Raw genomic sequence first — 26816 nt, 5'->3', positions numbered from 1 at the left:
GGCACCGGGCCGCCCTGGCGCCCCGGCTCGGCCCGGTGGTGCAGTCGGCCGTGCACCACGCCCGGTGTCCGGTCGCCGTGATCCCCCACGAATAAGGCGCGTGCACGAAGAGGCCGTGTCACGGACAAGCCGCGTGCAGGGATAACCCGTCCGCTCCTTGTGGCAGGGGCAGCAGGCAGGTCTCGCCCGGGGGCACGGAGGCCGTACGGCCGGCCAGGGCCACATCGATCGGTCCGCGGTCGGAGGCCGGTACGGTGATGCGCAACTGCCCGGCGCTCAGCCGCAGCCGCACTCCCCAGTGGCCCCGGTAGCGGATGGACAGCCCGAACCGGGACAGCTCGGGCAGCGGCGCGGGATCCAGCCGCAGCACCCCGTCCCGGGGCTCGAGTCCGGTCAGGGCGCGCTGTACGAGGTCGAGGGTGCCGGCCATGGCGCCGAGGTGGATGCCCTCCCCGGTGGTGCCGCCCTGCAGATCGGCGATGTCGCTCTGCCACGGGTACATCGCGCCCGCCCGCCCGGCGTCCCGGGCCACGAAACACGCCCGCTCCAGCCGTCGGTGGCGGTAGTCGAGCAGCGCCCGGGAGACCTCGGGGAGGTGCAGGTTCAGATAGGGCAGGACGAACAGCTCGTCCCAGAACACGTGCCCCCGGTACGCCTCGCCGTGCAGTCCGCGCGCGGGCACGCCGACGTCCAGGTCCGCGGTGTGCGGGGAGAGCGTCTGCAGCAGATGGAACAGATGCGGCCGCAGGATCCGCCCCGCTTGGCCGGGTACGTCCATCTCGCCCGCCCGCCACAGCTGCTCCCACGCCGCACGGTGGGCGTCGGCGAGCGCTTCGAAGTCCGGCGCACGGCCCACGCGGTCCACGGTGGCGTGCAGGGGTCGCTGATGGCCGGGTCGCGGGAGGTGTGCAGGGCGACGCATTTGTCGACGGTCACCGTCCGGCCCGGCTCCATGAGCGGCCGCAGCAGGAGGCCGGCGCGTTCCTGCCGGTGGATGGTGGTCGCGTCGGTGTCGCCGTCGGTGGTGGTGCGGGCGGCTATGCCGACGCGGATGTCGGAGGTGGTGGTGCGGCAGCGCAGCCAGACCACATCACGGCTGGGCGCGGTGCCCGTGTGCACATGCGTCAGATGCCGGTTGGCCAGCTGGCGGTACCGGGTGACGCCGGTGTTGGCCACCGCGCCGTCCAGCGCCGACTCCACCTCCAGCCGCCCCGACCAGTCCTCCGCCGTGAACTCGGTCCGCAGCGCCGCCAGATGCGGGTCGCCCATATGGACGAGGCGCAGCTGCCGCACGGCCAGATGCCGACCGGTGTCGTCGACGTATCGCGTGGTGCGTTCCAGGATGCCCGCGCGCAGGTCGAGGGTCAGCCGGTGGTCGAGCGGGGGGTGGGTGTCCGGTGAGAGCCACGGTGTCGGGGAGTTGTCGGCGGTGTCCTCGCCACCGGCCCGGAAACGCAACGGCAGCCAATTGGGCAGGTTGACCAGGTCCTCGTTCTCCACCCGCCGGCCCGCCACCCGTGACTCCAGCCGGTTGTAACACCCGGCCACATAGGTGCCGGGGCTGTGCACCGCATCCGCGCCGCACTCCGGGAGGGCGCCCCGGGTGGCGAAGTAGCCGTTGCCGAGGGCGCACAGGGACTCCCTCAGCCGCTCCTCGGCCGGGTCGTAGCCCTCGTACGCCCAGGTCCACCCGGGCGGTGTCCAGCTCATCCACCGCCCTTCCCGCGTGCTGCCATGTCTCCACCCTGCCCCCGCCTTCGCGCGGTGTCAGCTCGGGACGCGGTGGCGGCGGAGCGGCGGAGCGGTGTGTCCGGTGCGACACTGACCACATGGGACGGCCCCGGGTCACGGAGGGGGTGTCAGGGGAGGAGGCGGCGCGGCGGCTGGGGGAGTACGGGGCCAACGTCGTGGCCCAGGAGCGGCGCACCCCCGTGTGGCGCCGCGTGCTGCAGCAACTGCGCGATCCGCTGATCGTGGTGCTGCTCGTGGCCGCCGTGCTGACCCTCGCCACCGGAGACCTTCCCGACGCCGCGGTGATCCTGCTCGTGATCACGGTGAACACCACGGTCGGCGTCGTCCAAGAGGTACGGGCGGAACGGGCCGTGGCCGCACTCTCCGCGTTGAGCGCTCCCGCCGCCCGCGTGGTACGCGACGGTGAGGAGTGTTCCGTACCGGCCGCCGACGTGGTGCCCGGGGACCTGGTCCTCCTGGGCGAAGGCGACATCGTGCCCGCGGACGGCACGGTGCTCGACGCGGCTCTGCTCCTGGTCGACGAGTCGGCGCTGACCGGCGAGTCCGTCCCGGTGGAGAAGACCGCGGCCGGGGACGGAGCGCTCGGCACCGTGGCGGCGGGCACGGTCGTCGTCCGCGGCCGCGGACGTGTCCAGATCACCGGCACCGGGGCGCACAGCGCGCTCGGCCGGATCGCCGCCCTGATGGGAACCGCGCCCGGCCTGACCCCGCTGCAGCGCCGACTGGCCCGGTTCGGCCGGGTGCTGGCGGCCGTCACCGTCGCGCTGTGCGCGGTGGTGCTCGCGCTGGGGCTGGTCCGCGGACAGCCGGTGGAGCTGATGGTCGTGGCCGCGATCAGCCTCGCCGTCGCGGCCGTACCCGAGTCCCTGCCCGCCGTGATCACCCTGGCCCTCGCGCTGGGGGCCCGGCGGATGGCGGACCGGCACGCCATCGTCCGCCGGCTGCCCGCGGTGGAGACCCTGGGGTCGGTCACGGTGCTCGCCACCGACAAGACCGGTACCCTGACCGAAGGCCGGATGGCCGCCGAAAAACTGTGGACGCCACAGGGCGAGGCCACGGTCACCGGCACCGGCTACGCCCCCAAGGGCCGTGTCACCCGCGACGGCCGGACGGTGACCGCGAGCGACGCCCCCGACCTGGCCGCTCTGCTGCACGCCACGATGCTGTGCAACGACGCCGCGCTCGAACCCCCGCCGGATGACGACACCCCGTGGCGCGCGATGGGCGACCCCACCGAGGCCGCCCTGCTGACGGCCGGAGCGAGACTGGGTCTGGACCGGAGCGCGCTGGAGAGCGAACTGCCACGCGTTTCCGAGATCCCGTTCGACAGCGCGCGCAAGCGCATGACGACCGTGCACCGCACACCGGGCGGCGGGCTGCGCATCGTCTGCAAGGGAGCGCCCGAGGCCGTCCTCCGGCCCACGGTCCTCACCGACACCCCGGACCTGCTCTCCCAGGCCGCCGCCCGGGCCGAGGAACTGGCCCGCGGCGGATACCGGGTCCTCGCCGTCGCCTCACGTGACCGCCAGGGACCACAGCTCCAGGGCCCCGACACCTGGGAGACCGGCCTGTCGCTGCTCGGGCTCGTCGGCATCCTCGACCCGCCCCGCGACACCTCCCGGACGACCGTCGCCGCCTGCGAACGCGCCGGCATCACCCCCGTCCTCATCACCGGCGATCACCCTCTCACCGCACGCGCGGTGGCGGCGCGTTCCGGCATTGTGGCCCGGGCGGACGAAGTCACCACGGGCGAGCGCATCCGCCAGGGCACCGCGGGCGAGCTCACCGCCCTGCGCGTCTACGCCCGGACCACGCCCGAGCAGAAGCTGGACATCGTCCAGGCGTGGCGCACCGCGGGCCAGGTGGTGGCGATGACCGGCGACGGCGTCAACGACGGTCCGGCCCTGCGCCGGGCTGACATCGGCGTGGCCATGGGACAGCGCGGCACCGAAGTGGCCCGCCAGGCGGCCGACCTCGTGCTCGCCGACGACAACCTGGCCACCGTCGTCGCCGCTGTCGAGGAGGGCCGCCGCGTCTACGCCAACGTGCGGCGATTTCTGCTCTACGCCCTCTCCGGAGGCACTGCGGAAATCCTGGTCATGCTCTTCGGCCCCTTCTTCGGTATGCCCCTGCCCCTGCTCCCCGCGCAGATTCTGTGGATCAACCTGCTCACCCACGGTCTCCCCGGAGTGGCCCTCGGAGCCGAACCCGTGGCCCCGGGCGTGATGCGCCACCCGCCGAGACCTCCCGAGGAGAGCGTGCTGGGCGCGGGGCTCTGGCCCCGGATCCTCGCCATGGGGGCCTTCGTCGGCGGCGTCACCCTGGTGACCGGGGTGTGGGCGCTGGAGACCGACCGCCCCTGGCAGTCCCTGATGTTCCTGGTGCTCGGTGCCACCCAACTGGGCGTCGCCCTGGGCTCCCGCGCCCGCCCGGGCAGCCTCGCCAATCCGTTTCTGCTGGTCGCCGTGGTCACGGCGCTGGCCCTCCAGGTGGCGGGCGTCTATCTGCCGCCCCTGCGCGCCCTGTTGGGCACCGAACCGCTGCCACCCGCCGACCTTGTGATCGCCTTCGCGCTCTCGGGCCTGGGACACGTCGTCATGTGGGCACAGCGGCGTCTCACCGACACCTCGAGCTCGGCCGCGGGCCTCACATGTGTACGACGGGTGCCGCGTCGGCGCCCTGGGTGGGTGCGCCGCGTCGGAAGAGGAGGGCGCTGACGACCACACCGGCGGCGAAGAAGACGGCCGACCACCAGTAGGCCGTGGAGTAGCCCTCCAGACCGGCGTGGGCGAGGACAGCGGGGTCCTTGGGGTTCCTGCCGTCCAGGTAGTTGGTGACGGCGCTGGTGGAGAGGGTGTTGAGCAGGGCGGTGCCGAGGGAGCCGCCGACCTGCTGCATGGTGTTGACGGCGGCCGAGGCGACGCCGGAGTCCTCGGCGGCCACCCCGGAGGTGGCCAGGCTCATCGCGGGGGCCATCACCAGGCCGAGGCCGAGGCCGGCCACGATCAGCGGGGGCAGGATGTCGGCCGCGTAGCCGCTGTCCAGGTCGAGGGCGGTCAGCCAGGCCATGCCGGCGGCGGCCAGACCCATGCCGAGGGGCACCACGGGCTTGGGGCCCAGGCGCGGGATGAGCGTGGTGGTGGCGAGGGTGGAGGTGAGCATGAGGGCGGCCACCATGGGCAGGAAGGCCAGGCCGGTCCTGATGGGGGTGTAGCCGAGGCTCTGCTGCAGGTAGTAGGTGAGGAAGAGGAAGACCCCGAACATCCCGGCGCCGCTGATCAGGACGGAGACGAAGGAGGCGCCGCGGTTGCGGTCGAGCAGGATGCGCAGCGGCAGCAGGGGGTGCGGGGAGCGGGTCTGCCACCAGGTGAAGGCGGCGAGCAGAACGGCTCCGGCGGCCAGGAAACCGAAGGTGGCGGGCGAGTCCCAGTCGTGGCTCTCGGCGTTGGAGAAGCCGTAGACCAGGCAGAACAGGCCGCCGCCGACGAGCACGGCGCCGGGGATGTCGATGGTGACGCTGGTGTCGCGGGTGGAGCGCCGCAACAGGACCGCACCGCCGATGACGGCGACGACGGCGAAGGCGAGGTTGACGTAGAGGGTCCAGCGCCAGTCGAGGTGTTCGGTCAGCACACCGCCCAGGAGCAGGCCGATGGCGCCGCCGGAGCCGGCGATGGCGCCGTACACGCCGAAGGCCTTGGCGCGCTCCCTGGCGTCGGTGAAGGTGACGGTGAGCAGGGAGAGGGCCGCCGGGGCGAGCAGCGCGCCGAACACGCCCTGGAGGGCGCGGGCGGCTACGAGCATGTCGAAGCTGGTGGCGGCGCCGCCGAAGGCGGAGGCGCCGGCGAAGCCGACCAGGCCGACGAGGAAGGTCATCTTGCGGCCGAAGAGATCGGCGATACGGCCGCCGAGCAGCAACAGACTGCCGAAGGCGAGGGCGTACGCGGTGACGATCCACTGCCGGTCGCCGTCGGAGAAGCCCAGGTCCTGCTGGGCCGACGGCAGGGCGATGTTCACGATGGTGGCGTCCAGGACGACCATGAGCTGGGCCACGCCGATGACGGCGAGGATCCACCAGCGATGCCGGGGCCGTGCGTCGGCGGACGGAAGGGGTGTGACGGCCGCGCCGGCAGGCGGCGCTTCGGCCGGGGTTCGAGGCATGACGAAACTCCGGAGGAGGGGTGGGACAGGGGGAAGTGAGGGGTGGGACAGGGGGAAGTGAAGGGTGTGCTCGTCGACGTCGACGTCGGGCGTCGGGCGTCGGGGCGACGTCAGCGCTTGACGGCCTTGGCGATCTTGACGCCGACCGGGCTGGAGATCGCGCGGATGGCGGTACGGCGGGCGAGGTGTCCGAACCGGTTGACGGGCATGAACATGTGCTGCATGAACAGCGCCTGCTTCTGGTAGCGGGTGGTCAGCGGGCGCAGCCGCTGCTCCCAGGCGCCGAGGGCGGCGGGGATGGCGGGGATTTCACCGTGTTCGCCCAGCAGCCGGCCCAGCAGCTCGGCGCCTGCGATGCCCATCCCGGAGCCCTGTCCTGAGTAGAGGGTCATGCACCAGGCGGAGTCGCCGAGCAGGACCACCCGGCCCTGGCTCCAGCGGTTGATGTGGATCTGGCTGACCTGGTCGAAGAGCACGGACTCGGAGCGGTCCAGCGCGTCCAGCACGGCCGGCACGATGGCGCCGCCGAAGTCGCCGAACGCCTCGCGCAGCGCCTCGGAGGGATTCCTGCGGACCTCCGCGGCGGGCCAGGGGGTGCGGTAGAGCAGGAAGGCCACCGGGGGATGGTCGACGTAGGTGTTGATCCAGGCCGAGCGGCCGGGGGCGGTGGCGACCAGGGTGTCGCCGTCGCGTACGCCGGGCAGCTCGCCGTCGATGACGCAGGCGGCCACGGCGTGGTCGAAGTCCTTGCGGTAGAGGTCTTCCGGGCCGAAGACCAGGGAGCGGACGGTGGAGTGGATGCCGTCGGCGCCGATGAGCAGGTCCGCGGTCTCCACCGATCGGTCGGTCAGGGTGACGGTCACCTGGTGGCGGTCCTGGGTGATGGCCGCGGGCCCGACCCCGTAGCGGATCTCGACCAGGTTGTGGACCTCGTCGTACAGGACGCGTTCCAGGTCGCTGCGGAGCAGGATCCGCAGCGGGGTGCCGTCGACCTGGCTCGGAAAGGTGATACCGGGGGTGACGCGCCCGCTGCGGGCGATCTCGTACATGCGCCCGTCGGGGAGGGTGCGCTGGGGGAGCGCGTCCAGGATGCCCAGGCGTTCGGCGGCGGCGTAGCCGGGGCCGAAGAAACGGACGAAGTAGCCGCCGGTACGGCGCCGGGGCGCGCGTTCGACGATCAGCGGTTGCCAGCCGGCCCGGTGCAGGGTCAGGGCCGCGGCGAGTCCGGATATGCCGGAGCCGACGATCACGGCACGCCGCGCGGGGCGTGGGGGAAGTGACTGAGTTGCCATGGGGGCCTTTGAGGTCGGTCACGACGATCTCCCTGTGCCGGAGATCCTTCTGACACTTGTCAGGTTATAGAGAATCTGACAGGTGTCAAATAACATGTTCGTGGGCTCTAAAATTGCGGAGCACAGGCCACACAGGCGCCGGCAAACAGCCATGGAGGCCGGCGAGCAGTCATGGAGGTAAAGGTGGGAGCAAGAGCCGAGTCCGCGCGACGGCCGGGGCGCCCCGGCGCGGACACTCCCGCGGTGCCGCAGGAGGAGAGCATTCTGCTGCGCGGTCTCGAAGCCTTCGCGGAGCTGGGTTACGACCGCGCTTCCGCGCGTGAGCTGGCCCGTCGGCTGGGCGTCAGCCATAACTTCATCAACGACCGGTACGGGTCCAAGGCGGCGTTCTGGCGCGCGGTGGTGGACTCGGCCATGGGCGCACAGCTGGCGCGGCTGCCGGAGGTGGACCCCTCGGTCGACGATGCCGAGCGGCTGCGGCGCATCATCGGCGCCTTCTACCGGACGGCGGCGGACACGCCGCTGATGGCGCGGCTCTTCGTCGAGGAACTCAGCCAGGACACGGAGCGGTTGGACTATCTCTACGAGAACTACATCGAGCCGACCCTGCAGACCCTGGTGCCCAGCATCGAGCGGCTGGTGGCCGCCGGGCGGATGGCGCCCCTCCCGATGCATGTGCTGTTCTTCGCCATCATCGGCCCGATCTCCGGAATGGTGGAGGTGCCTTTGGCGCGGCGCCTGGGCAGGCCCGATGCCACCTCGCCGCACCAGCTGGATGCCACGGCGGACATGCTGGCCGGCTTGGTGGTCAACGGACTGCTCGCGACGTCAGGATGAGGCGGGCGTGAGCGCGGCGGCCTGCTCGGGGGTGAGGGGGCGGGTGGCGTGTCCCCGGAGGAGAAGGTGCAGCTTGGCGGTCTGCTCGAGCTCCTCGATCGCGTCGGCGGCCTTCTCCAGGGTGGCTTCGGCGACGACGGGTCCGTGGTTGGCCAGGAGGAGAGCATGGTGGCCGCGGGCCGTCCGCTCGGCGAGCGGTTCCAGGCTGCTGTCGCCGGGGGCGTGGTAGGGCAGCAGCGGCAGGGTGCCCACGCGCATGGCGTAGTACGCGGTCAGCGGGGGCAGGGCGGCGGCGGGGTCGACGCCGGCGAGGCAGGAGACCGCGGTGGCGTGGGTGGAGTGCAGATGAACCACCGCGTGGGCGGCGGGGCGGGCCCGGTAGAAGGCGGCGTGCAGAAAGGCCTCCTTGGTCGGCCGGGGCCCGTCGAGGTGTCGGCCGGTGAGGTCGGTGCGGGACAGCTCGGCCGCTTCGACGGTGCCGAGGCTGGACCCGGTGGGGGTGAGCAGAAGGCTGCCGTCGGCGAGACGGACCGACAGGTTGCCGGTGGAGCCGTGGGTCAGACCGCGGGTGAACAGCGAGCGGGCGGTGCGTACGACCAGCGCGTGGGCGGCCTTCTCATCGGTGTAGGCGGTCATGTCTGCTCCTTGCCAGTGGTGCTGAGGGCGCGGGTGAACAGGTCCGGGGCGCCGAAGTTGCCGGACTTGAGCACGAGGGCGAGCTCACCGGCCTCGGTCTCGGCGTACGTCCACGGCACTCCGGGATCGGCTTCCTCGCCGACCAGCACCGCGCGGATGCCCAGGGCGGTGGTGACGGCGCCGGAGGTCTCCCCGCCCGCGACGAGAAGGCGTCGTACGCCGCGTTCGACGAGGTGGGCGGCGAGCGTGCCGAGCAGTTCCTCGGCCTGGGCGGCGGCTGCGACGACGCCCAACTCGGCCTGGACGGTGGCGAGTTCTTCGGGGGAGGCGGAGGCGTGGATCAGGACGGGCAGCTCGGGGTCCTGGGCGTCGTGCCAGTCGAGGGCTTCGCCCGTGATGTCGCGGCCGGCCGCGGCGGCCAGGACGTCGAGGTGGCGGGAGGGCAGACCGGCGGCGCGGAACCGGGCGATCTGCTCCAGGGTGCGGGCGGAGCAGCTGCCCGCCAGTACCGCGGCGCGGCCCTGGTACGGCGCGGGGGCGCTGGCGGCAGTGCCGGTGGCCGGGTAGGCGCGGCCGAGCCCTTCGGCCAGCCCGGCGGCGCCCGCGACGACGGGGAGTTCGAGGGCGGCGGCGCCGAGGAGGGCGAGGTCGTCGTCGGTGAGGGCGTCGGCGACGATGTGCCGGGCACCGGCCTGCTGATGCGCGGTGAGCGCGTCGCGGACGGCGCCGACCCCGAGGCGTACGGTCGGCCAGTCGATCAGGGCGACGGGGTGCGGGGTCTGCGCGGACAGCAGGCGCACCAGGGCGGAGTCCGTCATGGGGCTGAGGGGGTGGTGGCGCAGGGGCGAGTCGGACAGCAGTTGGTCATGGACGAAGAGGTGGCCCTGGTAGACCGTCCGGCCACCCAGCGGGAAGGCCGGGCAGTGGAGGGTGGCGCCGGCTCCGCCGACGTGCATGAGGGCGTCGGTGACCGGGCCGATGTTGCCCTGGGCGGTGGAGTCGAAGGTGGAGCAGTACTTGAAGTAGATCTGTGCCGCGTCCATGGCCCACAGCCAGCGCTGGGCGGTGATGGAGCCGGCGACAGCCTCGTCGGTGGGGACGGAGCGGGGCTTGAGGGCGACGACGGCGGCGTCGCAGTCGGCGGGCAGCGCGGTGGTGACGCCCGGGACGCCGAAGACGGCGCGGTCCGGGACGCCGCCGCCCTGGCCCGCGTGTCCGTCGGTGTGCAGGCCCTCGGCACCAACCCGCGCAAGAGCGGGAAGGCCGGGCAGGGCGAGGTCGACGTTCCGGTGTCCTTCGGCGGTGTCACCTTCACCACCGGCGACATCCTGCACGCCGACGAGGACGGGGTGGTGCTGCTTCCGGCAACCACGTCGATCGGGTAGCTGTGGATCTACGCCTGCGTGGACGCACCCCGTACCCTCGTGGCGACCGGGATCACCGACTGAAGACGGAGAAGAGTATGATCACGGAGATCGCCCAGATCGAGGTCCGCCCCGGCAGCGAGGAGGAGTTCGAGAAGGCCGTGGCCGAGGCCGTCCCGCTCTTCCTCGCCGCGGACGGCTGCGAGGGAGTCGACCTCACCCGCAGCGTCGAGGAGCCGTCCCGCTACCGGCTCATGGTGCGGTGGGAAACCGTCGAACACCACACCGTGACCTTCCGCCAGTCCGACGCCTTCACCCGGTGGCGGGCCCTCGCCGGCCCGTACTTCGCCGCTGCGCCGCAGGTCGAGCACGTACGCTCCGTCCTTGCCCCATGACCGGCGGCCGGGACCGAACCGGTCCCGGCCACCACCGTCAGCGGGGAGCAGACGGACGTGGCGCGTGGGCATGCTGCTTGACGAGTTCGTACGACCGCAGCCGGGCCGCCAACGCATGGACCGGTGTCACCAGCATCAGTTCGTCCCCGCCGGTCGCGTCCGCCAGTTCCGCCAGTCGCCGCACGACGGTCTCGGGTGTGCCGTACGCCTGCTGGGCCCCGAAGGCCGCCAGCGCCTGCCGCTCCTCCGCGGTGAACGGGTGCGCGGACGCCTCGGCGGGCGTGGGGAACGGTATCTCGCTATGTCCCTTGAGGAGCCCGGCCTTGACGACGTTCATCGGGCCGGCCAGCCGTATCGCCTCCTCCTGAGTCTCGGCGCACACCGTCTCCACGCACACCAGCACGCGGGGGCGTTCACACCACGGGGAGGGGGAGAAGTGCGCGCGGTAATGGTCGAGCGCGGCCAGGGTGTTGTCGGGACGGATGTGATGGGCGAAGGCGATGGGCAGGCCGAGTTCCGCGGCGAGCGCGGCACCGGCGGTACTGGAGGACAGCAGCCACGGCTCCGGAAGCGGGCCGAGCGCGACCTCGTCGACCAGGAACCGCAGTGTCGACGCCACATCGTCCCGGTACTCGTCGTCCGTCATCGGCCCGGCGCCGCGCCGCAGTGCCCGGGCGGTGGACTCGTCGAAGGTGCCGGGACCGCGGCCGATGCCCAGATCGATCCGGTCGGGGTGCAGTGCGGCGAGTGTGCCGAACTGTTCCGCCAGCATGATGGGGGCGTGGTTGGGCGCGAGGACACCTCCCGAGCCCAGGCGGATGGCCGAAGTCGACGCGGCCGCATGGGCGGTGAGCACGACGGGTGGGAACGCGCCGATGGCGGGGGAGTGGTGGTGCTCGGCGTACCAGAGCCGGCGGTAGCCGAGGGCGTCGAGACGCTGGGCGAAGGCCGTGGTGTCGCGCAGCGTGTCCACGGCCCGCGTGCCGGCCTGGACCATGGCGACTTCCAGCGCGGAGAGCGGCAGGTCGATCATGCAGCGAGCATAGGGAGTACCGGCCGCCTCGGGCGGCTGTTCGCCCCAGGACGGTCCCGAAATCGGGCCTGGGACAAGGCGGTTGGTGCGTGTCTCAGGGCGTACCGGAATCCGCTGGCAGCACGAGCCGGAAGACGCTGCCGCGGCCCATGACCGTCTCGAGTTCCAGCCGGCCGCCGTGGCCCTGGGCGATCGCGCTCGCGATGGCCAGGCCGAGGCCGGAGCCGCCGTGGTCGTGGGCGCGGGACGGGTCGACCCGGTAGAAGCGTTCGAAGACCCGCTCGGCGGCTTCCGGGGACAGCCCGGGGCCATGGTCCGCCACCTCCAGCACACAGATCCGCGCCCCTTCCCGTAGCGGTGGCGACGGGCTCGTCCGGCCGGGGCGGTCCGTGCCGCCGGTGGCGGGGCCGGCCCGTCCGGTGCCCACGCGTACGTCCACCCGCGTGCCGGGCGGAGTGTGGGTCAGCGCGTTGGACAGCAGATTGCCCACGACCTGCCGCAGCCGGTGGGGATCGCCGGTCGTCTCGACCAGCTCCAGATCCTCCTCCTCGGAGGCTGCCCCGGTGCCAAGGGCGCCCAGCCTGATCGGGTGCCCATGGCTCTGGTGTGCCGCCGCGCTCACGGAGTCGGCGGCGACCGACAGCAGGTCGACCCGCTCGCTGCGGTAGTCGGGTTCCTTGTCCAGCTTGGCCAGCAGCAGGAGATCGTCGACCAGCAGGCTGATCCGCTCGGCGTTCTGGGCGATCAGCCGGTCGGCCTCGCGCCGTTCGGCGCTCGGCCGTCCCTCATGGCGCAGGGCCAGTTCGGCAAAGCCCTGGATGGACGTCAGCGGTGTGCGCAGTTCGTGTCCGGCATCGGCGACGAACCGGCGCAGCCGGGCCTCGGAGGACTCGCGTTCACGGAGGGCTTGTTCCAACCGGTCGAGCATCGTGTTCAGCACGGTGCCGAGGCGGCCCGTCTCGGTACGGGGGTCGGTGTCCGGCAGCCGCAGGCTCAGATCGCTGACCGTGATGTCCTGTGCCGAGCGCTCCATACGGGTCAGCGGCAGCAGCCCGAGCCGGACCACCCACCGGCTGAGCGCGATCAGACCGGTGAGGGTGGCGGCCAGCACGATGGCATTGAGCCACAGCAACTTGGAGGTCGCACCGTCGAATGTGTCCAGGGGCAGCGCGACGACATACGAGGTGTGATCGGGTGCGGCCTTCTTCTGGATCCGCCAGTGGCCGTCACCGGAGACCGCGGCAACGGTGGCCGGGCGGCCGTCGGCAAGATGCAACCGGCCGACGGAACCCGGCAGATCCGGCCCCGGAGCCTTGCCACCGCCGAGAATGCCGCGCTTGTGGCCCGCCGCGTCGAAGAAGGTGAGGCGGAAGTCGGAGGGCAGGGTCACCGAGCCGGGGTTCGGCGGCCGGGGCACCCGCTCGGGATCGACGTCACGGGCGAAGGCCTGCTGCGGCAGGACGAAGTCGTCGAGCTGCTGATCGACGCGGTTGAGCAGCCATGAGCGCAGCACCAGGAATCCGATGGTCTGAGCGGCGAGCACCGCCACGGCGGCCAGCAGCGCCGCACCCCACACCAGGCGGCTGCGCAACGACCCGGGCCGTTTGGCGGCGCCCAGCCGGATCCGGCGGATCATCCCTCGGTCCACGGGGTGTGGTCGCGCGGCAGGCGCAGGCAGTACCCCACGCCCCGCTGGGTGTGGATCAGTGGCGGATCGAGGCGGTCGATCTTGCGCCGCAGGTATCTCACATACGTTTCGACGATGCGGCCGTCGCCGGAGAAGTCGTAGCCCCAGACGCGGTCCAGGATCTGGGACTTGCTCAACACCCGGTTGGGGTTCTCCATCAGGAAGGCGAGCAGCTTGAACTCGGTCGGGGACAGCGGGATGTACTGCCCCGCCCGATGGACCTCGTGTGCCCGCTCGTCCAGTTCGAGGTCCGCGTAGCGCAGCACCTCGGCCTCGTCCTCGCCCATCTCGTACGGGACATCGTGCCCCGTACGGCGCAGGATGGCGCGGATGCGCAGCAGCACCTCCTCGATGCTGAACGGCTTGCCGACGTAGTCGTCGCCGCCCGCACCGAGGCCGGCGATGCGGTCGCCGACCTCGGTGCGGGCCGTCAGGAACAGGACCGGGGTGCGCACGCCGACCGCGCGCAGGCTTCGGGTGACCTCGAAGCCGTCGAGGTCCGGCAGCATCACATCGAGCAACAGGAGGTCGGGGCGGAAACGCTCGACCCCCAGCAGGGCGTCGCGCCCCGTGGCGGCGCTGCTCACCTGGTATCCGGACAGGCCCAGGGCCGACTCCAGCAGCAGGCGGATGCCGGGGTCGTCCTCGACGACGAGGATGCGGTGGGTGAGCTGGGTGGCGGGCTGCTCGGCCATAGCGTGTGGCGGTCCGTTCTGCCGTCGCTCATATCGTGACGGCTACTTCTCGGCGGCGCAGTCGTACAACGTGGTGGCCATTCCCATCATGCCGGTCGGTCCGGAAGCCTTGCTGCCGGAGCTGCCGGAGCTGCCACCGTAGGCGGAGGCCGGGACCTTGGCGCAGCGGTCGCTGATCCACTCGGAGCGCTGGGAAGCAGCGTTGTCGCCGCCCGCCATCGCGCCGAAGGGAGTGCCGCCCGAGCGTGAGTCGGAGCCCAGGACGTAGCGCAGCTCACCCTTGCTGGTCCAGGTCTCCAGCTGGTGGACCGACGGCGCGTCGTCGGTGCCGATGAAGCCGCCCATGCCGATGACCGTCGCGTCGCTGTTCAGGATGAACGTGGACGCGCCGTTGGCGCCTCCCTCGACGGCGAGGCTGATCCGGGCGGAGCCGGAGTGCTCGACGGCGTAGTCGAGGATCTTGCGCTGATCGGCGGTGAGGTCGGTGCCCCCCAAGAGTCGGCCCAGGCCACTCAGGCCACCCATGCCTCCCGCGCTGCCGTTGCCACCACTGCCACCACTGCCGAAGCCGGGCATTCCCGACGGCATCCCGGGCGGCATACCTCCTCGCCCGCCACTCGTACCGCCGCCGAAGCCCCCGGGAAGCTCGAGGCCGCCGGGTCCGGAGCCGCCGGGTCCGGAGCCGCCGGGTCCGGAGCCCCCACCGGGGAAGGAGCCCGAGCCGAACGGAATTCCCCCAGCCGGTCCGGCCATGGGATTGGCGCCGCCCATCGCGGAGGTGGACCCGGGAACACTGACCGCCCAGGCACCGGGCGCCAGCAGCACCGCCAGGACGGCGCCACCCAGCGCGGCCGGCAGCAGTCGGCGCCGCAGCCCCGAGAGCAGCAGGAGCGCGATCGCGACGAGGCCGACGACCACCACCAGCCACGCCAGCCAGCCGTGCCACGACGACTGCCGCTCGATCACGACGACCGCCCAGACCATCGAGACCAGGACCGCCCCGGTCCCCGTCGGCAGGGCCCAGCGGGCACCGGCCCGATGGGCGCGGACCAGCGTGGTCACCAGGCCCCCGGTGAGCGCGGCGACGGCGGGGGCCAGCTGCGTCGTGTAGTACGGGTGAAAGATCCCTTCTTGAGTGGAGAACACGAGCCCGCACACCACCAGCCAGGTCCCCCACAGGACCCACCCGGAGGCGGCCAGCGGCTCGCCCGTGGCCGTGCCGCCGCGTCGGCGCAGCACCGCCACGGCCACCGCCACGCCCAAGGCCACCCCGCAGAGCGGCAGCAACCAGCTGATCTGGCCGCCGACCTGGTCGTTGAAGAGCCGGCCGAGACCGGCGGCGCCACCGAAGGAGACCCCGCCGCCCATCGCGCCGCCGACACCGCTCTCGCCGAAGATCCGGCCGAGCCCGTTGTATCCGATCACCAGGTCCCAGGCCGAGCCGTCCTCGCTGCCGCCGATGTACGGGCGGTCGCCGGGCCACAGCGCCACCATGGCCACCCACCACAGCGAGGACACCGCCAGCACGGCTCCCGCGATCAGCAGCCGGCGCACGCGGACGAACCAGGTCCCGGCCGCGCCGATCAGCCAGGCAGCCGTGAGGGCCGGCAGCACCATCCAGGCGGCCAGCATCTTCGTCAGAAACCCGACGCCGATCAGGAAGCCACTGCCGCACAGCCACCACAGGGCCGTCCGGCCGGCCGGCGCCTGCAAGGCCCGGGTCAGCGCGTACGCAGCCGCGACCAGGGTCAACACCAGCAGCGTGTCCGGGTTGTTGTCGCGGTTGATCGCCACGGTGATCGGCGTCAGCGTCATGACCAGCGCGGCGAGCAGCCCGGCGCCTTCGCCCGCCCAGCGGCGTACCGTCCGGTGCAGGACGAACACCGCCGCGACACCTTCCAGCAGCTGGGGCAGGATCATCGCCCAGCCGTGCAGGCCGAAGATCTTGGTGCTGATCACCTGCGGCCACAGCGCCGCCGGTGGTTTGTCGACCGTGACCACCCCGGCCGGGTCGAACGCGCCGAAGAGGAAATTGGTCCAGTCGCGTCCCATCGACTTCACCGCGGCCGCGTAGTAGCTGTTGCCCCAGCCGAGGGAGCCGAGGGCCCAGCCGTAGAGCACCGCGGCCAGCAGCAGGATCGCGCCGAGCGCGGCCGGGGCGGCCCAGCGAGGCAGCGCGCGGCTTACCACGCGTGGTGGCGGCGCGCTCGCGGGCGTGGTCGACGGCTCTTGCGATATGTGGGTCACGGTGCGCTTCGCTTTCCTGTTCCGGACAGCTGTTCCGACAGAGGTATGGGTACGGGAGGCGGGGCTCATGAGCGCCGGAAGACGGCCAGCCGCAGCACGAGGAAACGCACGGCGGTGACCAGCACGGACGACGCGATCAGCACAAGCGTTTCGGTGCCAGGCGAGGCGTCCGTACTGCTCTCGCGGTACAGCAGTACGGCGGCGGAGGTGACCAGGTAGCCCAGGACGAACAGGGCACCCGCACCCAGATGTGCCCGCCCCACCCCGGTCTCCGACCAGCGGAACGTCAGGCGGCGGTTGGCCTCGGTGTTGAACACGGTGAGCACCAGCAGCGACACCAGGTTCGCCAGTGCGGGCGGCCACCAGCCGCGCAGCAGCCAGTACAGCAGCCCCTGCCCGATGGTCGAGGCCACCCCGATCGCGGCGAAGCAGCCGACCTCCCAGGTGAACCGGGAACGGCCGGTGTCGGGGGCCAGCACCGCGTCCGGGTGTTCGGCGGCCGGAGCGGGACGGCGCGGCAGCGCGACCCGGGCGGCGCCGGACGCCTTCAGCCGCGCCATCCGGTACAGCCCCCGCAGATCGTCGGTGGCGGTGCCGACCACGTCGACCCGGGTGTCCACGTCCTCCACCCAGTCGACCGGGACCTCGTGGATGCGCAGCCCATTGTGCTCGGCCAGCAGCAGGAGTTCGGTGTCGAAGAACCAGGCGTCGTCCCGTGTCTTCTCCAGCAGCGGTCGCAGCACCTCGGTACGGGCCGCCTTGAAGCCGCACTGCGCATCGCTGAACCGGGCCCCGTGGGTCAGCCGGATCAACCCGTTGTAGCAGCGGGAGATCAACTCGCGGCGGGGCCCCCGCACGGTCCGCGCGCCCGGCGCGAGCCGACTGCCGATGGCCAGATCGGAATGTCCGCTGGCCAGCGGCGCTATCAGCGGCAGCAGCCCGTCGAGCCCGGTGGACAGATCGACGTCCATGTACACGACGATGTCGGCGTCGCTCGCGCCCCACACCGTACGCAGCGCCAGGCCGCGGCCCTTGCGGTCCAGGTGGCGCACCCCCACCCCGGGCAGCTCGTCGGCCAGTGTCGTGGCCACCTCGAAGGTCCGGTCGACGCTGGCGTTGTCCGCCACCGTGATCCGCCACGGGAACGGCAACTGCTCACGCAGCCGGGTGTGCAGGGTGCGCAGACAACCGGGCAGCGCGCGCTCCTCGTTGTAGACGGGAACGACGATTTCGACGGTCGGGGTGTCCGTCTGGGCCGGGTCGGAGGGATCGGGGCGGGCCGCGGGCTGGAAGCCGGCTGCGACGCCCGGGCGGGTGGAGGTCTGGGGCATGGATTCCTCGTACGGAGAGGCGACGGTGGGGGTTGCACCCTCGCGGCCCAAGCCGGGAATCCCGCGACAGCAGGCTGGGAATTCGCCGAGAGTCCGCTGGGTCCTCGCTGAGAGCCGTCGTCCCGGGGTGTTCCAGTGGTACCGCGGTACCACTCGGGCGCCGAAGATTCCCCCGCGGTCCCAGGGTTGCCACCGGCCGCCCCCATAGCGTCGATCGCAGACGCCGCAGCGCTTGCGCGGCGGCCGGTTCGAGGCGAGAGAGGCCCACTCCCATGATCGAAGCCCGTGAGCTGACAAAGCGGTACGGCGACAAGACGGTCGTCGACACCTTGAGCTTCACCGTCAAGCCCGGAGAGGTGACCGGCTTCCTCGGCCCAACGGCGCGGGCAAGTCCACGACGATGCGCATGATCGTCGGCCTGGACGCCCCCACCAAGGGTTCGGTCACCGTGGGCGGCCGCTCCTATGCCAAACACGCCGCCCCGCTGCACGAGATCGGCACCCTGCTGGAGGCCAAGTCCGTCCATCCCGGGCGCAGTGCGTTCAACCACCTGATGGCGCTCGCGTACACCCATGGCATTCCGCGCCGCCGGGTGGAGGAGGTCATCGAGCTGGCCGGGCTGACCAGCGTGGCCGGCAAGCGCGTGGGCGCCTTCTCCCTCGGCATGGGCCGGCGGCTCGGTATCGCCTCGGCCCTGCTCGGCGACCCGGCGATCGTCATGCTCGACGAACCGGTCAACGGCCTCGACCCCGAGGGTGTGCTGTGGGTGCGCAACCTTCTGCGCGGGCTGGCCGACGAGGGCCGGGCCGTGAAGCTCTCCTCGCATCCGATGAGCGAGACCGCGCTGATCGCCGACCATCTGATGATCATCGGACGCGGCCGGCTGCTCGCGGACACACGGCCTGTTCACCCGCGAGGCCGACGGCGGCGGTGTGAAGGTCGCCACCACCGAGGCCATGAGGCTGCGCCCGCTGCTGGCCGGCCCCGACGTCACGATCAGCTCGTCCTCCGCTGAGGACTTGCCGGTCACCGGGCGTGACGCCCATGAGATCGGGGCGATCGCCGCTCAGCACGGGGTGCCGCTGTACGAACTCACCCCCCAAGGCCGTGTCCCTGGAGGCGGCCTTCATGGACCTCACCCGCGACGCCGTCGAATACCAGAGCGCCCCCGCCGACACCGAACGAAAGGCCGCCTGATGCCCACCACCGCACTCCACCGCAGCCCGCGCCCGGGCCCGGGCAAGGGCCGGAACCTCTCCGCGGCGCCCGAGCCCAAGGCCCCCGCAACCTCCAGGACCCCCTACAAGGTGACCGGCATCCGGGTGCTGCGCTCGGAGTGGGCCAATTTCTGGTCGCTGCGCTCCACCTGGATCACCCTGGGTGTCGCCGTCGTGCTGCTGATCCTCTTCGGGGCGATCGCCTCGTACACCTACAGCCCCGACGCCGTGGCGACCGGCGGACCGCCCGGCCCGGGGGGTTCCGGTGGCGACAGCGACGCGGTCAGCCTGGCCCTGACCGGTGTGTCCTTCGCACAGCTGGCCATCGGTGGGCTCGGGGTGCTGCTGTCCGAGGGCGAGTACAGCACCGGCATGATCCGCTCCACCCTCGCCGCGGTTCCGCGGCGGCTGCCGGTTGGTGCTGATCGTCGTCTGGGTCACCCTGCCCGACCTGCTGTGGGGCAGCGGCAGTTCGCCCTTCGGCGACACGGACTCCCGTGACAAGAAGTCACCGTGGCCGCCGAAGTCGGCACGGTGCGCATACGGATCGCCGACAGCGGAGCACCGCCGGGGGCGCCCGCGCGAGCGGTGTCGAGGCCGGGGCCACGGACCGGCTCGGGCGACGCCGGACACGGTCTGGTCGGCATCCGGCAGCGGGCCGCGATGTACGGCGGCTCCGTCACCATCGGCCCGCGCGAGACCGGGCACGGCTGGCTCATGGACGTCGTCCTCGATGTGCCCACCCCACGCTCCACCGATTTCTCGGCCCCGTTCGACCGGCAACGACCCCGTCCGTCGGCATCAGGAGAACAACTGCCATGACCACCGTGCTGATCGCCGACGACCAGCCCCTCCAGCGCATGGGCTTCCGCATGCTCATGGAGGGCACCCCCGGCCTCAGCCCGATCGGCGAGGCGGAGCACGGTGCCGAGGCCGTCTGCCTGGCCGAGCAACTGCGGCCCGACGTCGTCCTCATGGACATCCGTATGCCCGGCATGGACGGCCTTGAGGCCACGCGCCGGATCGTCGCCGCCGGCGGCCGCACCCGTGTGCTCATCGTCACCACCTTCGACCTGGACGAATACGCCTACGAAGGGCTACGGGCCGGAGCCAGCGGCTTTCTGCTCAAGGACGCCCCGCCCCGAGGAACTTGTGGCCGGTATCCGCGCGGTCGCCACCGGCGACGCCGTCGTGGCGCCCAGCCTGACCCGGCGTCTGCTGGACGCCTACGCCCACCGGGTACTCGCCCCGGCCGAGGCTCACGCGCCGGAGGACCCCGGCTGCGCACCCTCAGCGACCGCGAACGCGAAGTCCTGGTCGCCATCGGCCAGGGCTGGACGAATAGGAAGATCGCCGAACGGCTCGTCCTCACGAGTCCACGGTGAAGAAGCACGTCGGACGGGTCCTCGCCAAGATCGGGGCGCGGGACCGTATCCAGACCGTCATCATGGCGTACGACGCCGGGCTGGTCAGGGCCCAAGTCATAGCCGAGCCGGGCGGATACGGCCCTCTGCCGCAAATCGCGGAATGGCGCAGCGAGTTGTCCGCACGACAAAGGGTAAAAGCTTCACTGCGGCGAATATGCCGGTGAGAAAACCTTGACTTCGTATCAGCCCCGCGGGTTAGGGTGGCGAGGTCTCTGATGGGTTTTTCTCGGAGGTTCCGGAACGCGGGGGCCGTCTTCCGATGGGAGAAGGCGCCGGCGGGCGCAATGTCCACTTTTCGCGCGGGGCGGGGGAATTTCTGCGTGTTGTCGAGCATGTCCTTGCTGCCGGTTGGCTGCATTGCGGTCAATGGAATTCCCTGTCGATTCTCGGGGTGTCTTCCCGGGCCAGGTTGACGAATTCGACCCCCGGCTTCTTCCTGATTTCCCCGCGTGAGGCTGCCGCGGTTCCCGCTGTTCATCGCGGACCACGCGCGTGTCGAGGTGGCCGTACGAGACCCATGGAACTATCAGAAGGGGGAACGGTCATATGACCGACCAGCGAACCGATATGAGACAGACCGCCGTCGTGACCACGATGGCCTCGGACTCCCACACCTGGAATCTGGTGTTCCTTCAGTTACTCATCGAGGAACTGGGTTTTTCCGTGGTGAACCTGGGCCCCTGCGTCCCCGACGATCTGCTGGTGGCCCGATGCGCCGAAATCGCCCCCGCGTTCATCGCGGTGAGCAGCGTCAACGGCCATGGCTACCAGGACGGACTGCGGGTCATCAAGAAACTGCGGGCCGACCACCGGCTCACCGCCACCGCGGTGGTGATCGGCGGAAAGCTCGGCGTCAAGGGCGCGGACGGCGTCCGCGCACAGGAGCTTCGGGCGGCCGGATTCGACGAGGTCGTCGAGGAGGGCAGCGACCCGGCCGCCACCCTGCGGGCCTTCGCCGCCGCGCTGCCGGTCACGGTCACCCACAGCCCGGGCCGGCCCCTCGCCCAAGCCCACGGCGCGCGATGAGCGAGCGGTAGGCCGTGGTGGACTTCGGGGCATTCGTCCGGGCCGGTGCGGCGCATGGCCGACTCGTCGTACAACCCCGCATGGGGTTCAGCGATCCGGCCACCATGCGCGCCGGGCTCGCCGCGACCCGCGGGGCCGCCGCCCGTACCGTCGGCACCATCACCGTCGACGCCCACACCCGGGTGGGACGCCTGGACGCCGTCGCCACCGCCCTGCGCGAGGGAATCGACCTCAACGGCTACCCGTTGGTCAGCCACCCCGCCGCCACCACCGCACAGGTGCTGTCCGGCATCCAGGGCGAGGACTTCCCCGTCCAGGTGCGGCACGGCTCGGCGAACCCGGTGGACATCTTCCGCGCACTGCCCCCCGTACGCCTGGGCGCCACCGAGGGTGGCCCCGTCTCCTACTGCCTGCCCTACGGCCGCACACCGCTGTCCGAGTCCGTGCGCAACTGGGAGGTGAGCTGCGAACTCTTCGCGCAGCTCCGTGACACCGGTGTGGAGCCCCACCTGGAGACGTTCGGCGGCTGCATGCTCGGACAGCTGTGCCCGCCCAGCCAGCTGGTGGCCATCAGCGTGCTCGAGGCCCTGTTCTTCGTCCAGCACGGCCTCCGCAGCGTGTCCGTCAGCTACGCCCAGCAGACCGACCCGACGCAGGACCGGGAGGCCATCGCGGCGCTGCGGCGGCTGTGCGGCGAACTGCTGTCGGCCGTCGACTGGCATGTCGTCGTCTACACCTACATGGGCCTCTACCCCGAAACACTCGACGGCGCCTACCGCCTGCTCGGGCAGGCGGCGGAGCTCGCGGTCGTCGGCGGCGCACAGCGGCTGATCGTCAAGACGGCTTCCGAATCACGGCGCATCCCCACCATCGACGAGAATGTGCGCGCTCTGGAATACGCGGCCTGGGCGGCCGGACGCGTCCCGCCGGCTCGCGCCCGCGCCGCCGACGACGCCGACTCCCGTACGTACGAGGAGGCGGCGGCGCTGGTCGGCGCGGTGCTGAACCTCGCCCCCGATGTGGGCCGCGCGCTGCTGCTGGCCTTCAAACGAGGGTATTTGGACATCCCCTACTGCTTACACCCGGACAACAGAGGAGACACGCGCAGCTTCATCGACGACGACGGCCGGTTGCGCTGGGAGTCCACCGGCGCCCTGCCGCTCGGCGGCTCCCCGCGGCGGGGTGGTGGCGGGCGGTTCACTTCGGCAGACCTTCTCAAGGATCTCTCTTATATGCGCCGGAAGTTCGATAATCCCATGGCTGTCGATTTGGTGTGAACTCCCCGCACGGCGCCAGGTTCAGCCTCGGCTGACGTTCGCTCCCTCGGCGGGAGGGGCGGTGCTCTGCCGTACGACGAGCTGGGGAGTGGGGGCCTGGACGGGGCGGGGTTGGGGTCGTTCGGCCATGACGCGGAGCAGTTCGGTGGCCGTGAGCGTGCCGAGTGCGAAGGTGTCGCGGGTGAGCGCGGTGAGGGTGGGGCGCGCCATGGTGGTGAGGACGGAGTCGTCGAAGGACACGACGGACACCTCGTCGGGCACGGGGATGCCCATCTCGGTGGCCACGCCGAGTCCGGCGACCGCCATCACGTCGTTGTCGTAGACGACCGCCGTGTAGCGCGGCTGCGCTTCGAGCAGTCGACGGGTCGCCGACGCGCCCTGGGCGTCGGAGTAGTCGGTGGCGATGGACGTCACGTCGATGCCGGCCGAGTCGCGTACTTCGTCGATCGCCCGCAGCCGGCGCTGGGTGTGCTGATAGGACGTGGTGCCGCTGACGTGGCCGATGCGCCGGTGTCCGAGGCCGACCAGATGGTCCAGGATGCTGACCGTCGCGGCGTGGTCGTCCACCCAGACGCTGGTCAGCGGCATGGGGTTGCCATGGCTTCCCAGCACCACCGCGGGGATGCCGAGATCGGCGACGAGCTGTGGCCGTACGTCGTCGACCGCGAGGTCGAGCAGGACGAGCCCGTCGACGCGGTTCTCGGCCGCCCAGCGCCGATAGACCGCGATCTGGGTCGCGGTGTCCTCGACGATGAGCAACTGGGTGGCGATCCCTCGGTTGGACAGACAGGACTGGAGCCCGGAGAGGAACTGGGCGAAGAACGGCTCGACGCCGAGGGTGCGCGCGGGACGGGCGATGACGATGCCGACCACGTCGTTGGTCGCGCCCTTGAGTGCCCGAGCGGCCAGGTGCGGGCGCCAGTTGAGTTCATCCGCGACATCGAGGATGCGCTTGCGGGTCGCATCGCTCAGACCGGGGCGCCCGTTGACCGCGATGGACACGGCCGCGACGGAGACGCCCGCGAGCCGTGCGATGTCGGTGCTGCGCAGCCGGGGCGGCGGCTCCCCGGCGGGCGTGCGTCCGGGGGAGCCCGAGTCCGCCTCCGCTCCTGACGAGGCGTTCTTCTTCGGTGACATCGACCCTCCATCGTGGCGCACATGGACTTTACACAAACGTGACAACGCGCTGCGGTGACCGCCGAACTGAAACGTATTAATCTGCGGCCACTCGCGCTACTACTAAAACGTATTAGATGGCCTGTCGCTCCTCCTCCGCGGAGAGAACCACGCATGCACAATCACTTCAGCAGGACACTCGAGCGGCTCGACCGCGTGCGTCGGGAACGCATCCTTCCCCACGTCCACCGCCGTCTGGGGGGCGTTGAGGTCGAGGCCTGGGCGGTCGGGGACGACGGTGAGCCGGTGAGCCCCCGTCATGCGCTCGGGCTGACGCCGGAACCCCATCGCGGCCGTCCCGACTACCGCCCCTTCGCCCTGGGCGACGCCTGGGGGCCCGCGTGGTCCACGACCTGGTTCCGTATCCGCGGCAAGGTCGAGCCCCAAACCCCCGGAGCGATCGACCTCCTGCTCGACCTGGGCTGGTTCGACCACTCCGTCGGCGGTCACTGCGAGGGCCTGGTCTTCACGCCGGACGGCACCATCGTCAAGGGGCTGCACCCGCGGCAGACGGCGATCCGGCTCAGCGAAGGTCCCGCCGGCAGCGGATTGCTCGACTCCGACGGCCACTTCGAGCTGTACGTGGAGGCCGCGGCCAACCCGCTCCTGTTGGGGCTGCCGCCCTTCGTCGTCACCGAGCACGGTGAGAAGGGCGCGCAGGAGCCGTTCGAGCAGTTCCGGCTACGGCGCGCGGAGACCGCCGTGTTCTCGCCGGAGGTGTATGCGCTCCTGTCCGACCTGGACGTGCTCGGCGGTCTGGCCGCCGAACTCACCGAGGACGAGCCGCGCCACTGGCGGCTGCTCCGCGGAATCGAGCACGCTCTGGACGTTTACGACGAGGCGGACGCAGAAGGCAGCGCCCACCGGGCACGCGCCGTCCTCGCCCCGCTCCTGGCCGCGCCCGCGCACTCCTCCGCCCACCGCATCACCGCGGTGGGGCATGCGCATATGGACTCGGCGTGGCTGTGGCCGCTGCGCGAGACCGTGCGCAAACTCGCCAGGACCGTCTCCAACGCCCTTACCCTGCTGGACGCCCATCCCGATCTCGTCTACACCATGTCGGCGGCACAGCACTTCGCCTGGCTCGAAGAGCACTACCCCGAACTCTTCGCACGGGTACGGGACCATGTCGAGCGCGGGCAACTGGTGCCGGTCGGCGGCATGTGGGTGGAGCCGGACGGCGTCATACCCACCGGCGAGTCCCTGGTGCGCCAGCTCAGCTACGGCAAGCGCTACTTCCTCGACCGCTTCGGCATCGAGGCGCGGGAGGTGTGGCTGCCGGACTCCTTCGGCTACTCGGGCGCGCTGCCGCAGTTGGCGCGCCGGGCCGGGGCCCGTTGGTTCCTGACCCAGAAGATCTCCTGGAACGACACCACGACCTTCCCGCACCACTCCTTCTGGTGGGAGGGCATCGACGGCACCCGGATCTTCACCCACTTCCCACCCGCCGAGACCTACGCCGCCGAGGTCACCGCCCGCGAACTGCGCCACGCGGTCACCACCTTCAAGGACAAGGCGATCGCCTCCCACTCGCTGTTGCCCTACGGCTATGGCGACGGCGGGGGCGGGCCCACCCGGGAGATGGCCGAACGGCTGCGCCGCTTCGCCGACCTGGAAGGCGCGCCACGCGTGGTGTCCCGGACTCCGGCGGAGTTCTTCGAGGACGCCGAGGCGGAGCTGCGCGAGGTCGAGTCGGTCGCGCCGCCGCTGGCACCCGTCCACCGCGGCGAGCTGTACCTCGAGCTGCACCGGGGCACCCTGACCTCCCAGGTGGCGATGAAGCGGCACAACCGGGCCTGCGAATCGCTGCTCAGGGCGGCCGAGTATCTGAGCGCGGCGGCCACGGTCCTGCGCGGGGCGCCCTATCCGAAGGATCGCCTCGACGAGATCTGGCGCGGCGTGCTTCTGCACCAGTTCCACGACATCCTGCCGGGGACCTCGATCAGCTGGGTGCACCGCGAGGCACGCGACACCTACCGGGCGACCGAGGCCCGCCTGCGGGAGCTCATCGACGAGGCGGCCAAGGCCCTGGACACTGCGACAGACGGAAGGACGTACGGGCAGACGGCAGAGTTGCTTCCTCCGTTCGTATCGGCACGCACCGCCGACGCCGAGAGCGAGCCGGACCCCGTCCGGATCGCCGACGGGGAAGCCGGTGCGACTGTCCTGGACGACGGCCTGCTGCGGGTCGTCATCGACGCCGACGGCCACATCACCTCGCTCGTCGACCTGCGCGGCGGCCGGGAGGTGGTGCCGCCCGGCGGGCGCGCGGGCGTACTGCAGCTGTTCCGCGACGAGCCGGTGCGGTGGGACGCATGGGACGTGGACCGGCACGCCCTGCGGCACTTCCAGGTGGTCGACGACGTCACCAGCCGGACGGTGGTCCGGGACGGACCCGACGCCGGCGTCGAGGTCATCCGGCGGTTCGGCGCGTCGACCGTCACGCTGACGATGTGGCTGCGGGCGGGCACCGGACAGTTCGAGACGGAGTGCGAGGTCGACTGGCAGGAGCGTGAGCGCCTGCTCAAGGTCGCTCTGCCGGTCCACGTCATGGCGCGCACGGCCCGGTACGAGACGCAGTACGGCTACGTCGAGCGGCCACTCCTGGTGAACACCGGGGCGGAGGACGCGATGTTCGAGGCCGCCATGCACCGGTACATCCAGGTGGCCGACGGCGCCTTTGGGCTGGCGATCCTCAACGACACCATGTACGGCGCCGACGCACGCGCCGACCGCGACTCCACCGTCGTCCGGCTGTCGCTGCTGCGCGGCAGCCGCTTCCCCGATCCGGACGCCGATCTGGGCCGCCACCACTTCCGCTGGGCGCTGCTGCCCGGCGCGGATGTGCCCGCCGCGGTGGAGGCCGCGTCCTTGTTCAACGCGCCCGACATCGCCGCGATCCCACCACGGGAACCCCTGGTGGCCATCGAGCCGCTGACGGGTCACGCCATCGTCGACTGGGTCAAACTCGCCGACGACGGCTCCGGCGACCTCGTCGTGCGGGTCTACGAGACGCAGGGCGCCCGGGCGCGAGCCCTGCTCCGTCCCTGTGCTGGACTCGCCGCGGACGCCGTCGTATGGGAGACCGACCTGCTGGAACGCGAACTCCCGGCCGAAGAAGCCGCCGAGGACACCGCCAAGGACCACCTGTCCACGGCCCTGCCCCGGACCTCGGCCGGCGCGCGCCGTCCCGCCGACGGCGCGGCCCTGGAACTCGGCCCCTTCCAGGTGGCGACCCTGCGCATCGCCCCCTGACCCGAAGGCGC

At 71.6% G+C, this 26816-nt stretch carries 18 protein-coding genes and 4 pseudogenes; 11 read left to right on the top strand and 11 right to left on the bottom strand.

Annotated features, from left to right (window positions below; translation table 11 throughout):
* Window positions 1–118: 118 nt before the first annotated feature.
* A pseudogene (locus ACH4U7_RS47270) lies at window positions 119–1710 on the bottom strand (glycosyl hydrolase family 65 protein).
* A gap of 119 nt (window positions 1711–1829) precedes the next feature.
* Between ACH4U7_RS47270 and ACH4U7_RS47265 the strand changes: the two are divergent.
* On the top strand, window positions 1830–4469 hold the full coding sequence (locus tag ACH4U7_RS47265; RefSeq protein ID WP_398533955.1) for a cation-translocating P-type ATPase: 2640 nt from the start codon (window positions 1830–1832) through the stop codon (window positions 4467–4469).
* Here the strand turns inward: ACH4U7_RS47265 and ACH4U7_RS47260 are convergent.
* Together ACH4U7_RS47260 and ACH4U7_RS47255 are read right to left on the bottom strand one after the other, a co-directional pair.
* Window positions 4399–5910, bottom strand: coding sequence for an MFS transporter (locus ACH4U7_RS47260; protein WP_398533954.1), 1512 nt, complete (start codon window positions 5908–5910; stop codon window positions 4399–4401). The genes ACH4U7_RS47265 and ACH4U7_RS47260 overlap by 71 nt on opposite strands.
* Before the next feature lie 110 nt (window positions 5911–6020).
* Window positions 6021–7202, bottom strand: a complete 1182-nt coding sequence (locus ACH4U7_RS47255; RefSeq protein ID WP_398533953.1) for an FAD-dependent monooxygenase — start codon at window positions 7200–7202, stop codon at window positions 6021–6023.
* A 243-nt stretch (window positions 7203–7445) separates the two neighbouring features.
* Between ACH4U7_RS47255 and ACH4U7_RS47250 the strand changes: the two genes are divergently transcribed.
* Entirely contained in the window at window positions 7446–8039 is a 594-nt protein-coding gene (locus ACH4U7_RS47250; protein WP_398533959.1) for a TetR/AcrR family transcriptional regulator, read from the top strand.
* Here ACH4U7_RS47250 and otnC read toward each other — a convergent pair.
* Together otnC and otnK are read right to left on the bottom strand one after the other, a co-directional pair.
* On the bottom strand, window positions 8031–8675 hold the full coding sequence (gene otnC, locus ACH4U7_RS47245) for a 3-oxo-tetronate 4-phosphate decarboxylase (RefSeq protein ID WP_398533952.1): 645 nt from the start codon (window positions 8673–8675) through the stop codon (window positions 8031–8033). The two genes, ACH4U7_RS47250 and otnC, sit on opposite strands and share 9 nt — an antisense overlap.
* Window positions 8672–9904, bottom strand: a complete 1233-nt coding sequence (gene otnK, locus ACH4U7_RS47240) for a 3-oxo-tetronate kinase (RefSeq protein ID WP_398533958.1) — start codon at window positions 9902–9904, stop codon at window positions 8672–8674. The genes otnC and otnK overlap by 4 nt, the downstream gene beginning before the upstream one ends.
* On the opposite strand from otnK, the gene ACH4U7_RS47235 reads away from it, so the two are divergent.
* A complete protein-coding gene (locus tag ACH4U7_RS47235) occupies window positions 9887–10060 on the top strand; it encodes a hypothetical protein (RefSeq protein ID WP_398533951.1) in 174 nt (57 codons plus the stop codon). The two genes, otnK and ACH4U7_RS47235, sit on opposite strands and share 18 nt — an antisense overlap.
* 77 nt (window positions 10061–10137) lie before the next feature.
* Window positions 10138–10434 carry an antibiotic biosynthesis monooxygenase family protein gene (locus ACH4U7_RS47230; RefSeq protein WP_398533950.1) on the top strand — a complete coding sequence of 99 codons (297 nt, stop codon included), beginning with the start codon at window positions 10138–10140 and terminating at the stop codon, window positions 10432–10434.
* 37 nt (window positions 10435–10471) lie between these two features.
* Here ACH4U7_RS47230 and ACH4U7_RS47225 read toward each other — a convergent pair whose 3' ends face one another.
* From ACH4U7_RS47225 to ACH4U7_RS47205, 5 genes are all read right to left on the bottom strand, one after another.
* Window positions 10472–11467: an MsnO8 family LLM class oxidoreductase gene (locus ACH4U7_RS47225; protein WP_398533949.1), complete on the bottom strand. Its 996-nt coding sequence runs from the start codon at window positions 11465–11467 to the stop codon at window positions 10472–10474.
* A 94-nt stretch (window positions 11468–11561) separates the two neighbouring features.
* Window positions 11562–13103 carry a sensor histidine kinase gene (locus tag ACH4U7_RS47220; protein WP_398533948.1) on the bottom strand — a complete coding sequence of 514 codons (1542 nt, stop codon included), beginning with the start codon at window positions 13101–13103 and terminating at the stop codon, window positions 11562–11564.
* Window positions 13100–13849: a response regulator transcription factor gene (locus ACH4U7_RS47215; protein WP_398533947.1), complete on the bottom strand. Its 750-nt coding sequence runs from the start codon at window positions 13847–13849 to the stop codon at window positions 13100–13102. Before ACH4U7_RS47215 ends, ACH4U7_RS47220 begins: the two co-directional genes overlap by 4 nt.
* A 42-nt stretch (window positions 13850–13891) precedes the next feature.
* Window positions 13892–16096 carry an ArnT family glycosyltransferase gene (locus ACH4U7_RS47210; RefSeq protein WP_398533946.1) on the bottom strand — a complete coding sequence of 735 codons (2205 nt, stop codon included), beginning with the start codon at window positions 16094–16096 and terminating at the stop codon, window positions 13892–13894.
* A gap of 65 nt (window positions 16097–16161) precedes the next feature.
* Window positions 16162–17427, bottom strand: a complete 1266-nt coding sequence (locus ACH4U7_RS47205) for a glycosyltransferase (RefSeq protein WP_398533945.1) — start codon at window positions 17425–17427, stop codon at window positions 16162–16164.
* Between the two features lie 272 nt (window positions 17428–17699).
* Here ACH4U7_RS47205 and ACH4U7_RS47200 point away from each other — a divergent pair.
* The 6 genes and pseudogenes from ACH4U7_RS47200 (at window position 17700) to ACH4U7_RS47175 (ending at window position 22374) form a co-directional block, all read left to right on the top strand.
* A pseudogene (locus ACH4U7_RS47200) lies at window positions 17700–18624 on the top strand (ATP-binding cassette domain-containing protein).
* Window positions 18624–19061: pseudogene (locus ACH4U7_RS47195) on the top strand (ABC transporter permease); the annotation flags it as partial. The pseudogenes ACH4U7_RS47200 and ACH4U7_RS47195, both read left to right, overlap by 1 nt.
* A gap of 96 nt (window positions 19062–19157) precedes the next feature.
* The gene (locus tag ACH4U7_RS47190; RefSeq protein ID WP_398533944.1) at window positions 19158–19466 is read left to right on the top strand and encodes a hypothetical protein; all 309 of its coding nucleotides are present in this window, start codon (window positions 19158–19160) and stop codon (window positions 19464–19466) included.
* Window positions 19463–20118 (top strand): annotated as a pseudogene (locus ACH4U7_RS47185) (response regulator); the annotation flags it as partial. The gene ACH4U7_RS47190 and the pseudogene ACH4U7_RS47185, both read left to right, overlap by 4 nt.
* A 499-nt stretch (window positions 20119–20617) precedes the next feature.
* Window positions 20618–21097, top strand: coding sequence for a cobalamin B12-binding domain-containing protein (locus ACH4U7_RS47180; protein WP_398533943.1), 480 nt, complete (start codon window positions 20618–20620; stop codon window positions 21095–21097).
* 80 nt (window positions 21098–21177) lie between these two features.
* On the top strand, window positions 21178–22374 hold the full coding sequence (locus ACH4U7_RS47175) for a methylaspartate mutase (protein WP_398533942.1): 1197 nt from the start codon (window positions 21178–21180) through the stop codon (window positions 22372–22374).
* Window positions 22375–22395: 21 nt separating this feature from the next.
* On the opposite strand, the gene ACH4U7_RS47170 is transcribed toward ACH4U7_RS47175, so the two are convergent.
* Window positions 22396–23511: a LacI family DNA-binding transcriptional regulator gene (locus ACH4U7_RS47170; RefSeq protein ID WP_398533941.1), complete on the bottom strand. Its 1116-nt coding sequence runs from the start codon at window positions 23509–23511 to the stop codon at window positions 22396–22398.
* Between the two features lie 153 nt (window positions 23512–23664).
* On the opposite strand from ACH4U7_RS47170, the gene ACH4U7_RS47165 reads away from it, so the two are divergent.
* Window positions 23665–26805: an alpha-mannosidase gene (locus tag ACH4U7_RS47165; protein WP_398533940.1), complete on the top strand. Its 3141-nt coding sequence runs from the start codon at window positions 23665–23667 to the stop codon at window positions 26803–26805.
* The last annotated feature ends 11 nt before the right edge of the window (window positions 26806–26816 follow it).

The organism is Streptomyces sp. NPDC020845 (genome assembly GCF_044334165.1).
In the GTDB taxonomy this organism is placed as follows: Bacteria; Actinomycetota; Actinomycetes; order Streptomycetales; family Streptomycetaceae; genus Streptomyces.
The sequence above is the reverse complement of the archived record's forward strand: the minus strand, read 5'-3'. Positions and strand labels throughout refer to the sequence as shown.

Bases quoted from the DNA above. Each gene is read 5' to 3' on its own strand.
- ACH4U7_RS47265 (WP_398533955.1), top strand. From the start codon at position 1,830: ATGGGACGGCCCCGGGTCACGGAGGGGGTGTCAGGGGAGGAGGCGGCG.
- ACH4U7_RS47260 (WP_398533954.1), bottom strand. From the start codon at position 5,910: ATGCCTCGAACCCCGGCCGAAGCGCCGCCTGCCGGCGCGGCCGTCACA.
- ACH4U7_RS47255 (WP_398533953.1), bottom strand. From the start codon at position 7,202: ATGGCAACTCAGTCACTTCCCCCACGCCCCGCGCGGCGTGCCGTGATC.
- otnC (WP_398533952.1), bottom strand. From the start codon at position 8,675: ATGACCGCCTACACCGATGAGAAGGCCGCCCACGCGCTGGTCGTACGC.
- ACH4U7_RS47230 (WP_398533950.1), top strand. From the start codon at position 10,138: ATGATCACGGAGATCGCCCAGATCGAGGTCCGCCCCGGCAGCGAGGAG.
- ACH4U7_RS47225 (WP_398533949.1), bottom strand. From the start codon at position 11,467: ATGATCGACCTGCCGCTCTCCGCGCTGGAAGTCGCCATGGTCCAGGCC.
- ACH4U7_RS47220 (WP_398533948.1), bottom strand. From the start codon at position 13,103: ATGATCCGCCGGATCCGGCTGGGCGCCGCCAAACGGCCCGGGTCGTTG.
- ACH4U7_RS47215 (WP_398533947.1), bottom strand. From the start codon at position 13,849: ATGGCCGAGCAGCCCGCCACCCAGCTCACCCACCGCATCCTCGTCGTC.
- ACH4U7_RS47205 (WP_398533945.1), bottom strand. From the start codon at position 17,427: ATGCCCCAGACCTCCACCCGCCCGGGCGTCGCAGCCGGCTTCCAGCCC.
- ACH4U7_RS47180 (WP_398533943.1), top strand. From the start codon at position 20,618: ATGACCGACCAGCGAACCGATATGAGACAGACCGCCGTCGTGACCACG.
- ACH4U7_RS47175 (WP_398533942.1), top strand. From the start codon at position 21,178: ATGGGGTTCAGCGATCCGGCCACCATGCGCGCCGGGCTCGCCGCGACC.
- ACH4U7_RS47170 (WP_398533941.1), bottom strand. From the start codon at position 23,511: ATGTCACCGAAGAAGAACGCCTCGTCAGGAGCGGAGGCGGACTCGGGC.
- ACH4U7_RS47165 (WP_398533940.1), top strand. From the start codon at position 23,665: ATGCACAATCACTTCAGCAGGACACTCGAGCGGCTCGACCGCGTGCGT.